The organism is Chordicoccus furentiruminis (assembly GCF_019355395.1).
GTDB classification, from domain to species: Bacteria; Bacillota; Clostridia; order Lachnospirales; family Lachnospiraceae; genus Chordicoccus; species Chordicoccus furentiruminis.
Genome location: NZ_CP048829.1, coordinates 3,168,473 through 3,181,676, shown reverse-complemented (window position 1 = coordinate 3,181,676; position 13,204 = coordinate 3,168,473). Strand labels below are relative to the sequence as shown.

At 58.4% G+C, this 13,204-nt stretch carries 8 protein-coding genes; all 8 read right to left on the bottom strand.

Going from position 1 to position 13,204, the window contains the following annotated elements; genetic code table 11:
- Position 1: 1 nt before the first annotated feature.
- The 8 genes from G4C92_RS14475 to nifJ all read right to left on the bottom strand — a co-directional run bounded on the left by G4C92_RS14475 (position 2) and on the right by nifJ (position 13,090).
- A complete protein-coding gene (locus G4C92_RS14475; RefSeq protein ID WP_274940524.1) occupies positions 2 to 1,108 on the bottom strand; it encodes a hypothetical protein in 1,107 nt (368 codons plus the stop codon).
- Between the two features lie 293 nt (positions 1,109 to 1,401).
- Complete coding sequence (locus G4C92_RS14470; RefSeq protein ID WP_274940523.1) at positions 1,402 to 2,796, bottom strand: glycine--tRNA ligase; 1,395 nt, start codon at positions 2,794 to 2,796, stop codon at positions 1,402 to 1,404.
- Between the two features lie 108 nt (positions 2,797 to 2,904).
- Positions 2,905 to 3,555: a DNA repair protein RecO gene (gene recO / locus G4C92_RS14465; RefSeq protein ID WP_274940522.1), complete on the bottom strand. Its 651-nt coding sequence runs from the start codon at positions 3,553 to 3,555 to the stop codon at positions 2,905 to 2,907.
- Complete coding sequence (era, locus tag G4C92_RS14460; protein ID WP_274940521.1) at positions 3,552 to 4,454, bottom strand: GTPase Era; 903 nt, start codon at positions 4,452 to 4,454, stop codon at positions 3,552 to 3,554. The genes recO and era overlap by 4 nt, the downstream gene beginning before the upstream one ends.
- 41 nt (positions 4,455 to 4,495) lie before the next feature.
- The gene (locus tag G4C92_RS14455; RefSeq protein WP_330654735.1) at positions 4,496 to 7,447 is read right to left on the bottom strand and encodes an insulinase family protein; all 2,952 of its coding nucleotides are present in this window, start codon (positions 7,445 to 7,447) and stop codon (positions 4,496 to 4,498) included.
- A 17-nt stretch (positions 7,448 to 7,464) separates the two neighbouring features.
- Positions 7,465 to 8,265, bottom strand: a complete 801-nt coding sequence (locus G4C92_RS14450; protein WP_274940519.1) for a hypothetical protein — start codon at positions 8,263 to 8,265, stop codon at positions 7,465 to 7,467.
- A 33-nt stretch (positions 8,266 to 8,298) separates the two neighbouring features.
- Positions 8,299 to 9,339, bottom strand: coding sequence for a DUF6077 domain-containing protein (locus G4C92_RS14445; protein ID WP_274940518.1), 1,041 nt, complete (start codon positions 9,337 to 9,339; stop codon positions 8,299 to 8,301).
- A 196-nt stretch (positions 9,340 to 9,535) separates the two neighbouring features.
- Positions 9,536 to 13,090, bottom strand: coding sequence for a pyruvate:ferredoxin (flavodoxin) oxidoreductase (gene nifJ, locus G4C92_RS14440; protein ID WP_274940517.1), 3,555 nt, complete (start codon positions 13,088 to 13,090; stop codon positions 9,536 to 9,538).
- Positions 13,091 to 13,204 lie beyond the last annotated feature (114 nt).

Genomic DNA, 13,204 nt, shown 5'->3' with positions numbered 1-13,204 from the left:
ATCACACCCCCAGCACCCGGATCAGCATCAGGATCAGCTGCACGATGACAAAGGCGGCCGCTCCCACCTCCGCAAGCCGCCCCGGATCGGTGGGAATCGTTCCCATCATCTTTCCGGTCTGTCCGTTCATGCCGAACACATACGGCTTTCCTCTGTACTCGGTGTACATCATCCACACGGGAATCATGACCTGCTCGATGGACTGGTTCTTCCACTCATAATTCTCGCTCTCGGTCATCGTCGTGGTAAATGGACCCACGTGGCTCATCAGCTCTTCCGTGAGCGCCGTCTTCGCCCTGGCCTTCGCCCGCGGCTCGTTGGCGGAGGAGCTCTCATCCCACTGCTGCGCGTAGAAGCCGGCCAGATACGCGGGATTGAACGGAACCAGGCGGCTGAAGTCGAACGGCTCGATGGAATCCATCATCTCATTGTCGATCTCCTTCATGGCATCAGCGGGAATTCTCTGAAAATGGCCGGATCCCTTCTCATGCACCAGATAGCGGGATGTCTCCGTCACTTCATCGTCTCCGGACATATGAACTCTCACCCGCTCCGCACGGATCCGCGCGTCCGCCTCGCCGTCAAAGGTATAGAGCCAGTAGGGAATGTACATGCCCTTGATCTTTTTGATCTGATTTTCCGATGTGAAGAGACGCGGCGTGAGGAACGAACGGCGGCAGAGATCGCGGTACGCCCCCTCGACCTCCTTTCTCTCCTTCACGAACGGCAGAAGGGCGTCGGGCCGGAACGTCCCGCTGACATTGCCGGTCAGCGTGATCGCCCGATTGCAGTACACGCAGGTCGTCGCCACTGTCTTTTTCGAGGTGATCACTTCCGCTCCGCAGTTCGGGCATCGGTATACCACCAGATCATCGGTGGAGACGGAATCATCCGTGGCGCTCTCTCCCTCCGCCGGCGCGGAAGCTTCTCCGGTCTCCGCATCGGATTCCTGCTGGATCGCAGCGTCTCCCCGCTTCTCCTCTTCCGGCGTGAAGTCATATTCTGACGGATCGTATTCCGAACCGCAGTAATCGCAGTGCAGCCTGCCGCTTTTCGGGTCGAAATATAGTTCGGCGCCGCAGTTTTTGCAGCTGTATTTCTTCGCCATCTCTTTCCTTTCCGCATGTCCGTCTGACCGGCCGGACAAGTCCGTTCTCCGTGACGTAATCACTATATCATGCCGAAGAGCGGCTCGCAATTACGGATTTTGCGTGCACTATTCTGATTATTTTTTCATTATGAAATCGCTTGCGGAAATCGAACGCCGAAAAAAGAGGCCGCGCATCAGAACGGACCGCGTCCGGTATCGATTTCCTTTCGGAAATTCGCACCGGAACAGGTCCGAAGCTCATGCGCAGCCTCCTTACAGGTCCGTATTCAGTTTACATCCCGCATCCGCGTTCAGAACGTGAAGCGGTCACGGAAATAATCGCGAAGCTCTTCGACGGGCACACGCACCTGCTTCATCGAGTCACGGTCGCGGATCGTCACGGCGTGATCCGTCTCGGAATCGAAGTCATACGTGACGCAGTACGGCGTGCCGATCTCATCCTCTCTGCGGTAGCGCTTCCCGATCGCGCCGCGGTCATCGAAATCGACGTTCCAGTCCTTCGAAAGCTCGGCGCAGATTTTCCGGGCCGGATCCGACAGCTTCTTCGACAGCGGGAGCACGGCGATCTTCACCGGCGCGAGAGCCGGATGAAAATGAAGCACCGTCCTGACGTCGTTCTTCGCCTCGTCCAGCACTTCCTCATCATACGCGCTGCAGAGAAAGGCCAGCACCATACGGTCGGCGCCCAGAGACGGCTCGATGACATACGGGATGTACTTCTCGTTTGTCTCGTCGTCGAAATAGGTCATATCCTGACCGGATACCTCCTGATGACGTCCAAGGTCGTAATCCGTACGGTCCGCAATACCCCAGAGCTCGCCCCAGCCGAATGGGAATGTGAACTCGACGTCCGTCGTCGCCTTGCTGTAGAAGGAAAGCTCCGCCTTGTCATGATCGCGGAAACGGAGTTCTTCTTCCTTCAGTCCGAGAGAAAGAAGCCACTTTTTCATGAAATCCTTCCAGTAGGCGAACCACTCAAGGTCCGTGCCCGGACGGCAGAAGAATTCAAGTTCCATCTGCTCGAACTCACGGGTGCGGAATGTGAAGTTGCCGGGCGTGATCTCGTTGCGGAAGGACTTTCCGATCTGGCCGATTCCGAAAGGAATCTTCCGGCGTGAGGTCCGCTGCACATTCTTGAAATTGACAAAAATGCCCTGTGCGGTCTCCGGTCTCAGATAGACGGTATTCTTCGCATCCTCGGTGACGCCCTGGAACGTCTTGAACATCAGATTGAACTGGCGGATCGGCGTGAAATTATGCTTTCCGCAGGACGGGCAGGGGATCTGATTCTCCTCAATGAACTGCTCCATCTTCTCATTGGACCAGCCGTCCACCGAGGAATCGAGCGTGATGCCCTTCTCCGCCGCGTAGTCCTCAATCAGCTTGTCCGCACGGAAGCGTTCGTGGCACTCCCTGCAGTCCATCAGCGGGTCCGAAAAGCTGCCGAGATGGCCGGACGCGATCCAGGTCTTCGGGTTCATGAGGATCGCGCAGTCGAGACCGACGTTATAAGGACTCTCCTGAACGAACTTCTGCCACCAGGCCTTCTTCACGTTGTTCTTCAGCTCCACGCCGAGCGGGCCGTAATCCCAGGTATTGGCCAGGCCGCCGTAGATCTCGGAGCCCGGATAGATGAATCCTCTGGACTTTGCGAGACCGACGATTTTGTCCATCGTTTTTTCCATGTCACTTCTCCTCATCCGATCCTGTTTCGTCTGTTTTCACGCGCAGTCCGGCGGACGCGCGCCGCTCCGGTCCGGTCCGCGGACGGAACGGGCTGAGCCTTAACGATTCTACTTCATTTCGTCGATCACGGCAAGTGTCTTGAACGGTTTGTCCACGACCCGCCGCATCGCCTTCCTCACGGCGGCGCTGAACTCCTCCGCTGCCGGTTCCGAAAGAGCGAAGGAATAGAGACGCCCGTACCCGGCCTCCGAGGCGAAGCGGAGCGCGTACCATGCGGACCGCGAAAGATTCCCCTGCTCCTCAGGCGGCGCGTACTCCCCGTTTTCCGTCAGCATCCGAAGCTCATAGACACGCCGGATCAGCTTTACCGGCATCTGTTCCTTCTCGATCGCGCGAAGCGTGACGAAGAGCAGATTGACGATACCGGCGGCTTCCACTCCCTCCCGTGTGAACCAGGATGCGAGCTCCAGGCAGTAAAACGCATAGAGGACGCCGGGCATCCGGCCTGTCAGCCCGGAAAAATATTCCTTCACGTCCGCCTCAGCCAGGGTGTACGCGTCGCGTCCCTCGTAGAGAGAAAACGTCGCGAATACGAACGGGCTGGACGCCGCGATCAGCGGGCTCTTCGGACGCCGCGCACCATGGGCGAACGCCGTGATCCGTCCGCGTTCTCCGGTCAGAATCACAAGACGCCTGTCAAACTCCCCGACAGGACGGGCCTCCAGCACCACACCGGTCAGCTCGACCGCTTCTCTCATAAGTCCTTCCTGCTGTAGCCGAAATGCTTCAGCATCAGCTCATTGTCCCTCCAGTCCTTACGCACCTTGACAAACAGCTTCAGGTACGCGCGTCCGCCGGTCAGCTCCTCAAGCTCCCGGCGTGAAAGCGTGCCGATCCGTTTGAGCATGCTGCCGCCCCGTCCGATGATGATGCCCTTGTGACTGTCTTTTTCGCAGATCAGGGACGCCTCGATCTCCGTAAGGCCGTCTTCCCTTTCATGATACCGTTCCACCGTAACGGCGATACCGTGCGGCACCTCCTCGCGAAGGCAGATGAGCGCTTTCTCCCGGATGATCTCGGCCGCAATTTCCCGCACCGGCTGGTCGGTCAGCGTGTCGGGATCATAGAGCATCGGACCGGCCGGAAGGTATTTGAAAATGCAGTCGGTCAGATCGTCAAGATTCGTACCCCGGAGGCCGGATACCGGGATAATCTCAGCGAAATCATAACAGGACTTCCAGGCCGCGATGATCGTTAGCACCTGTTCCTTCGGTATTGTGTCCACCTTGCTGATCACAAGCAGCACCGGCTTTTTCAGGCCCTTCAGCCGTTCGCAGATTTCCCGGTCGCCCTCTCCGATGTAGGCGGACGGTTCAACCAGCCAGAGAACCACGTCCGCGTCGTCGACCGAGCCCGCGGAAGCTTCCATCATATATTCCCCGAGCTTATTTCCCGCTTTGCGCAGCATGCCCGGGGTATCGACGAAAATGATCTGGCCGCGTTCGTCCGTCAGCACAGTCCGGATCCGGTTTCTCGTGGTCTGGGGTCTGTCCGAAGTAATCGAAATTTTCTGTCCGACCAGATGGTTCATCAGCGTCGATTTTCCCACATTCGGCCGTCCGATCAGCGCGGCAAAGCCGCATCTCGTCTCGCTCATACTCTCCTCCGCCATCTTCCCGGCTGAAGCCGCCGCGCCTCTTACAGCAGCGGCTCCACCGTCCCGAATAAATCCTTTGCTCTCCCGATTGCCTGCTCTCCTCCGATCACGCAGAAGCATCCGTCACGGATAACGGCCTGAGCCGCTCCGGCGAGCGAGCGGACGTCCTCCTCCCGTGCATCGAGAATCTGGCTGCGCGACCGCTGCCTCTCCTCGTCCGAAAGACGCATCATCCACGCCCGCATGGAAGCCAGGCCAAAGGTCGCCGGCGTCATCGGCTGGTCAACTCCGCTCATCGTACCGACGATATATTTCGTCATGGTTTTCTCATCCGCGCGGAAGGAGGCCAGATAGTCGGGTATCTTCTCGAATACTTCCCTTGTCCGGCGCACATGGGGATCCCGGAAGCTGGTGAAGACCGTATCCCCGGTCCGGCGGAACGAACCGCCGCAGCCGTACGCGCCGCCCTTTACGCGGACATTCTGCCACAGATAATCAAAGCTCAGTATCTGACGGACGATCTGCATGACTCCGCTGAAGGCGTATCCGTGGCGCATATAATTGCCTGCCATCGCGACGAACTGAACCTGTCCGGCCGTTGTGAAGCCCTCACAGCGTTTTCCGAGAGGTTTCATGGTCTGCTTTTCGCGGGCACCTTCCGCCGATCCTTCCAGCGCACGACCCAGCAGGCCGCTCATCCGCCCATCCTCATCCTGCTCCGCCGTGACGCTGACCAGAATGCCCTCCGGAACGAAAATATCCGCCGCAAGCCGCGTCAGCGACGCGGTAATCTCCCCGCTCCGCTCATCGAAATGATCCGCCAGATCCGACAGAAAGCGCTCGAACCCGATGCCTGATACCGCGTCCTGAAGGGCATACACCGGCATCTCATAGGCACAGGCCCGATTCGCCGCTGCTGTGTGTCCGGCCTGCTGCAGCGCCGCCTGAAGCTGGCTGAGCGTCTGGGTGATGATCTCGCGGATCCGCTTGCTGTCGTCAAAGCGGGAATGACGCGTGACCTCGCGGATCAGATCCATCAGCCGTTCCGTCTTCCCGTGCAGCGCCTTGCCCTGCACGCCGAAATACACCTGATAGCCGTCCGGGTCGTCCGGATCTCCGGATGTGACCACGCCGCAGCTGATCCCTCCCGTTTCGGCATTGATCTCATTGTTGAGCGCAAGATAACTGTACGGTCCGGCGTCCACATTGAGCAGAACGCTCTTCAGAAGGCCGAGATACGGCACCTCCTCCGCCTTAATATGGTGCACATCAAAGAGAAGCTCAACGTAGTCAATGCCGTTGGTTTCCGCATCGTGAAAGACTGTCTTCACCTGATGCTTCCGTCCGTCCGCGGCTGTCACGGCCAGGTTCGTCTCCCTGTTCGACATCGGACGGATCTCTCTCTTCAGATCCGAACGCTTCAGAACAGGGAGAGACGCGACGTGTTCCGGCGTCTCCGGCGTCTCCTGCCACTCCTTCAGCTCCCTTGTCTCTCTCACCACGCGCTTTATCTCATCCGCGCTCATCGCGGCTTTTCGTTTCTCAAGCGCAGATGCCGTCTCCTCCTCCATCTGCTTCATCAGTCCGCGTTTCGGACGGAGAATGACCAGCGCGCTGTGCGGGTTGTCCAGCAGCGATTTTCTGATCAGTTCCTCGAAGTAACCGGTGCCGGCCGCCTTTTTCAGAAAGTCGAAGGCGTCCAGCTGACGAAGCGCGTCAAATGGATGCGCATCGTCATACAGCCATGTATCCATCACATCCATCCCGTACATCAGTCCTCTCGGATAAGATCCGAAATCCGCTTCACGGAACTGGAATTCAAGATAATTGATTCCTGCATTCAGAGACTCACGGTCGATGCCCTTTTCCGCCTCCCGCGCAAGCGTTTCCCGGATCACGGACAGGAAGCGGTCCGCATCCTCCTCCTTCGCATGCTTCGCCACAACGGAGAAGTACGGCTGACGGATTCCGTCCTCAAACTCGCCGTAGACGTCCGTTCCGATTCCGGCGTCAAGCAGCGCCTGTCGGACCGGCGCGCCCGGAGCCGAAAACAGGGCGTAATCGAGCACATCGAAGGCGATCATCTCCCGCATATCGAGGAAATCGCCCGCAACCGCGCTGTAGGACAGATAAGCCTCTCCCTCAGTCGGATCCTCATCTGTCACCGGATACTCCTTTACGATACGTCTCATCTCCGGAAACGGCTTCTGAAGCGGAATCCCGGAATCCACCGGCTGCCGTTCATAGTCCGCGAGATAATGGCGGTCAATGAAGCGCAGCTCCTTCTCCATATCGACGTCACCGTAAAGATAGAGATAGCTGTTCGACGGATGATAGTAGCGCCTGTGGAAATCAAGATACCGGCTGTAGGACAGCTTCGGAATATCCTTCGGATCCCCGCCGGATTCGACGCCGTACGGCACTTCCGGAAACAGCGCGTTCATCGTCTCCCTCTCCAGAACGGAGTCCGGCGACGAGAATACCCCCTTCATCTCGTTATAAACGACGCCGTTCACCGTCAGAGGCGACGAGGCATCCTCCATCTCATAGTGCCATCCTTCCTGACGGAAGATATTTTCCTCGCGGTAGATATTCGGATGGAACACCGCGTCCAGATAGACGTGCATGAGATTGTGAAAATCCGCCGCGTTGGTGCTGGCGACCGGATACATCGTCTTGTCCGGATAGGTGAGCGCGTTAAGAAACGTGTTGAGAGAGCCTTTGATCAGCTCAACGAACGGATCCTTCAGCGGAAATTCCCTCGATCCGCAGAGCACGGTGTGCTCGATAATATGGGCGACGCCGGTTGAGTCAGCCGGCGGGGTGCGGAAGGCGATGCTGAAAACCTTATTCTCGTCACCGCATGGAATCAGTACCACGCGGGCGCCGCTTTTTTTATGCCTGAGCAGCACGCCCTCCGCGTGAATGTCGGGCAGCTCCTCCCGGCTGATCAGTTCATACGCATCCAGCGCTTCCAGTGTCTCTTTGTCCAAGGACAGCCTCCTTTTCGTTATGTCCATTTTCTGTCCGTGATCCGGGCGGCGTACCAGAGGTCCCATCCGTCCTTCCGGCTTATGAGCCGGGTTCCTTTCTTCGAGGCAAGGGTTTCTTCTGTTCCGCTTGCCGTACGGATCAGCAGGTAGTTGCAGTGATAGTACTTCATGATCCTGTATATCTTCTGCTGTGAATCAGGGATGGCTCCCTCCAGCAGCAGCAGCCCGTAGCCGTAGCTCGTATCAGCCTCAATTTTCCCCGGCTGACCCAGACTGAGATCGCGCCCGATGGCGGACAGGATTGTGGCGTCCACCTGACGGATTTCCGACCGGACCGTCTGCGGCGCCAGCACCCGCCTGTAAGAATTGCCTGTCTGCTCTGCATTGGCGTTGATCAGGTTTGCGGTCTCAATCGTAAGCCGATCCAGCTTTTCCCTGTTCTCCGCTTTTTGGAAGGTGCCCGGCTGATAGACGCAGCGGCCGGCCAGAACCAGGATGGCGCACACAGCAGGCAGTGCCAGAATCCGTCCCGCCCGGCGTTTCGGATGAGCGGCCGCTTCCGTGCCAAGCAGAGCTGTCAGCTGAATCGAAGGCACTGTCCACAGAAACCGCCAGTAGACCTGCCCTCCTCTCATAAAACGGGCCAGCACAGCCGCAGCAGGCGGAAAGACGAACAGGGCGGTCAGGACCAGAGAGGCCGCGCCGAGCATCCGCTGCGCCTTGTTTTTTCCGCGGAAGGCAGCATAAACGGAGGAAAGAAGCGCAAAAACCAGCAGGCCTCCCTTCGGATCCACCCTTCTCAATGTATCGATTATCATATGAAATGCATCCGTCATCGATTATGCTCCGGCTCAGATCTTCAGGTATAGAAACAGTGCCGCCGCAGGTACGGCGAAGGCCGGCAGCATCGGAAGCACGCGGCGTACTCTGCGGCCTTGAACCGCCTTCACGGTAAGAAGCGCCGCGGCGAAAATCGCGGCAAGAAGCCCTCCCATGGATGTCAGAAGGCAGCCCGCTGTCAGAATCAGCGAAAGTTCCGCAGCTCCGGTCCGCAGTCCGCGTGCATCAGCATCAGATCCTGACAGACAGACGAAAACCATCGGCATAATCAGCCCGACTGCCTGGGCCTTGCCCTGCCAGGAACGCACCATCAGGAAATCACCCGCCGTGTAGATCGAGACGGCGGAAAACGCGCAGACCGCAAAGACCAGAAAACAGAAGCAGTCCGTCTTCCGCCGTTCTCCTTCAAACAGAGACCCCCCGCAGAGCGCGAAAGCTCCGAAGAACAGCAGCGTAAAGAACGGAGGAAGAAACGTATGCGCCAGCGGAGCCGGCCGAATCCCCGTCAGAAGCGAGACAGCGGCATACCACGCGAACTGAGGCGCTGTCACAAGACGGTCCATGTCATTCTTGCCCAGATCCCGGATCGGATTTCCGGTCAGGGCGTCATACCGCATCAGCGTATCCGTGTCCACCGACGTGGTCGCCGCTCCGATGTAAGCGCTGTCGTCATCATCGATATGGACAGTGGCAAACGTGAGCGCGGCATGCGACACGACAAGAACCAGCGCCAGCCATCCGGGAAACGTCGTCTCCCGGATGAAGCGGCGGACGCCCCGGAAGGGATGGTCACGTCTCTTCAGCATCATCGTCAGGGACATGACGGAAAGGCCGGTGATAACGGCCGTCCATACCGCCGTCAGCACATGCAGGGTCCAGTGAAGCCCGATTCCCGCCAGTGCCAGAGGAAACATCACCGCGTACTGAACAATCCATCCCATACACCAGGTACGGATCAGCCGAAACCCCTCCCGGACCGGCCTGCCCGGATAAGGACTGCCGAGGAGCAGCGGAAAAACCAGTACAACCAGAAGCAGCAGGATCAGTTTCAATCGGACACCTCAAATCTGTGAAAAGCGGTACCGCCTACCGCTGTTTTGTACAAAGCCATCCGGGCAGATGGACTGAATCAGGCAGCACGACGCCCGGATGAATGCCCTCATTCTAGCACAAAAGCAGGCAGGGCACAATCGGCCCTGCCTGCTTCTTCTCTCACAGCTTCCCGCGCGCATCACGCGGATAAGCTTTTTACGCTTTGTAGAAATCGACCAGCTTGACGAGATTCTCGTATCTCTCCTTCGCTTCCTGCTCGGACTTCGCGAACAGCTTCCTGGCGCGTTCCGGATTGGCTCTCTTCAGCGAGCTGTACCGGACCTCGCCCATGATGAAGTCCTCATAGGAGGCTGACGGAGCCTTGGAATCCAGCGAGAAGCAGTCCTTGCCCTCAGCCTTGAGCGCCGGATTGAAGCGGAAATTGAACCAGTAGCCCGCATCCACAGCCAGCTTCTCCTCGGTGATGGACTTGCCCATGCCCTTACGGATACCATGGTTGATGCACGGCGCGTAGCAGATGATCAGAGACGGTCCCTCGTAAGCTTCCGCCTCGGCGATCGCCCTGACGGCCTGATTGTAATCCGCACCGATGGCGACCTGTGCAACATAGACGTAACCGTATGTCATCGCCATACCCGGAAGATCCTTCTTCTTGGTCTCCTTGCCGGCAGCCGCGAACTGGGCAACCGCACCGGTCGGCGTGGACTTGGAGGACTGTCCGCCTGTGTTGGAATAGACCTCGGTATCGAAGACGAGGACGTTGATGTCATGGCCGGAAGCCAGAACATGATCGAGTCCGCCGTATCCGATATCGTAAGCCCAGCCATCGCCGCCGAAGATCCACTGGCTCTTCTTGGAAAGGAAGTCCTTCTTCTCGAGGATCTCCTTCGCGTCCGGATCATCGGCACCCTTGAGGGCCTCGACCAGCGCATCCGTCGCCTCGCCGTTCAGCGCGCCGCTCTTGAAGGTATCCAGATACTTCTGGCCTTCCTCCTTCGCGATGCCGTTCTCGACGAGCTTCTCGACCTTCGTCTTCAGGCCGGCACGAATCGCCTTCTGTGCAAGTTCCATGCCGTAGCCGAACTCAGCCGCGTCCTCAAAAAGGGAGTTGTCCCACGCCGGGCCGTGACCCTTGGCATTGACCGTGTACGGCGTGGACGGCGAGCTGTTGCCCCAGATAGAGGAGCATCCGGTCGCGTTCGCGATGTACATCCTGTCGCCGAACAGCTGCGTGACCAGCTTTGCGTACGGTGTCTCGCCGCAGCCGGGGCATGCGCCCGAGAACTCAAGCAGCGGCTTTTTGAACTGGCTTCCCTTGACCGTATTGACCTTGTATTTGGCGATGACGTCTTCCTTCTCCGGGGTCTTGACGGCCACATCGAAGATCGGCTGATTGATCTCGGTCGCCTGGGCAGCCGGGACCATCGTCAGCGCCTTCTCCACCTCTCCGGTCTCCTTGTTCTTCTTGCCCGGGCAGACATTCGCGCAGGAGCCGCAGCCCGTGCAGTCCAGAGCCGACACGGCGATCAGATATCGCTTGTCCGGGAACTGCATCAGCGGCAGTGTCGCGGTGCCTTCCGGAAGAGAGGCGGCCTCGTCCGCGGTCAGAGCGAACGGACGGATGACGCCGTGCGGGCAGACATAGGAGCATCTTGTGCACTGGATGCACTTCGTCGAATCCCACTGCGGAACCATGACGGCGATGCCGCGCTTCTCGTAGGCAGCGGTGCCGCTCGGCGTGGAGCCGTCCACATAGTCCTTGAAAGCGGAAACCGGAAGGTTGTTGCCTTCCTGAGCGGAAACCGCGTTCTGAATGTTGTTCACGAAATCGATGACCGGGCCGGAGCCTTCATGCTTCTTGAATGACAGTCCCTCGTCCCCGCAGTTCTTCCAGTCCGCCGGAACCTGGAACTCGCGAACCTGCTTCGCGCCTTCCTCGATCGCGGCCCAGTTTTTCTCGACGATATCCTGGCCCTTGCGTCCGTAGGTCTTCTGCGCCGCGTCCTTCATCAGCTGGATCGCGTGTTCCTCCGGAATGATGCCGGAAAGCTTGAAGAAAGCGGACTGCAGGATGGTGTTGATACGGGTCGGGCCCATTCCGGTCGCGATGCCGATCTTCACGCCGTCGATGACATAGAATTTGATGTTGTGATCCGCGATGAACTTCTTCATCTGGCCCGGAAGGTGATCGCCGATCTCCTCATCCGGCCACGGGCAGTTCAGAAGGAATGTGCCGCCGTCAACCAGTTCCTGCACCATATTGAACTTGGTGACGTAGGCCGGGTTATGACATGCGACGAAATTCGCCTTGCGGATCAGATAGGTGGACTTGATCGGCTTCTTGCCGAAGCGGAGGTGAGACATCGTCACACCGCCCGACTTCTTGGAGTCGTAATCGAAGTACGCCTGAGCATACATATCGGTGTTGTCGCCGATAATCTTGATGGAGTTCTTGTTCGCGCCGACCGTGCCGTCCGCGCCGATTCCCCAGAACTTGCAGTTGATCGTGCCGTCCGGCGTGCAGACCAGCGGCTCGCCGACCTTCAGGCTGAGACCGGTCACATCGTCCTCGATGCCGATCGTGAAGACCTTCTTGTCCGTGTTTTCAAAAACAGCCTTGATCTGATTCGGTGCGGTGTCCTTGGAACCGAGACCGTAGCGGCCTCCGTTGACCCGGACATCCTTGAACTTCGAATCGCGGAGAGCGGCGATGACGTCAAGATACAGCGGCTCGCCCTCAGCGCCCGGCTCCTTCGTGCGGTCGAGCACGTTGATCACCTTTACGGTATCCGGGATCGCGTCGATCAGCGCCTTCGCGGAGAACGGACGGTACAGGCGGACCTTCACCACGCCGACCTTCGCGCCTTCCTTCTGCATCAGATAGTCGATGGTTTCCTCGATCGTGTCGTTGACGGAGCCCATCGCGATGATGACGGAAGTCGCGTCCGGAGCGCCGTAGTAATTGAACAGCTTGTAGTCGGTGCCGATCTTGGCGTTGACCTTGTCCATGTATTCCTGAACGATCGCCGGCATCGCCTCATAAGCGGTGTTGGATGCTTCGCGGACCTGGAAAAAGATATCCGGGTTCTGTGCGGAGCCTCTCTCGACCGGGTGGTTCGGGTTCAGCGCGTGCTCACGGAACTTCCGGATCGCTTCGGGATCAGCCATGTCGGCAAGATCTGCGTAATCCCATGTCTCGATCTTCTGGATCTCGTGGGATGTACGGAAGCCGTCGAAGAAATTGATGAACGGAAGGCTGCCCTTCAGCGCCGCAAGATGGGCGACCGGGGTCAGATCCATCACTTCCTGGACGGAGGATTCGCAGAGCATGCAGCAGCCTGTCTGGCGGCACGCATAGATGTCGGAATGATCGCCGAAGATGCTCAGCGCATGGCTGGCGACCGCACGGGCGGAAACATCGAACACGCCCGGAAGCTGCTCGCCCGCCACCTTGTACAGATTCGGGATCATCAGCAGAAGGCCCTGGGACGCCGTGAAGGTGGTCGTCAGAGCGCCCGCCGCCAGAGAGCCGTGATAGGCGCCCGCGGCGCCCGCCTCGGACTGCATCTCGGTGACCTGGACTTCCTGACCGAAGATATTCTTGCGGCCTGCCGTCGCCCATTCATCCACGTGCTCAGGCATGACAGATGACGGCGTGATCGGGTAGATCGTAGCAACTTCCGTAAACGCATACGATGCGTGAGCGGCTGCTTCGTTGCCATCCATGGTTAACATTTTTCTCTTCGCCATGATTTCAGAATTCCTCCTTATCAATTTGAAAAAGCACGACTTATGCACACCTTTTCATCATGAAAAAATTATAGCACCGCGGGCGGGGACTGTCCACGATGCTTCGATATGTTG

Bases quoted from the DNA above. Each gene is read 5' to 3' on its own strand.
- nifJ (WP_274940517.1), bottom strand. From the start codon at position 13,090: ATGGCGAAGAGAAAAATGTTAACCATGGATGGCAACGAAGCAGCCGCT.
- G4C92_RS14475 (WP_274940524.1), bottom strand. From the start codon at position 1,108: ATGGCGAAGAAATACAGCTGCAAAAACTGCGGCGCCGAACTATATTTC.
- G4C92_RS14470 (WP_274940523.1), bottom strand. From the start codon at position 2,796: ATGGAAAAAACGATGGACAAAATCGTCGGTCTCGCAAAGTCCAGAGGA.
- era (WP_274940521.1), bottom strand. From the start codon at position 4,454: ATGAGCGAGACGAGATGCGGCTTTGCCGCGCTGATCGGACGGCCGAAT.
- recO (WP_274940522.1), bottom strand. From the start codon at position 3,555: ATGAGAGAAGCGGTCGAGCTGACCGGTGTGGTGCTGGAGGCCCGTCCT.
- G4C92_RS14450 (WP_274940519.1), bottom strand. From the start codon at position 8,265: ATGATAATCGATACATTGAGAAGGGTGGATCCGAAGGGAGGCCTGCTG.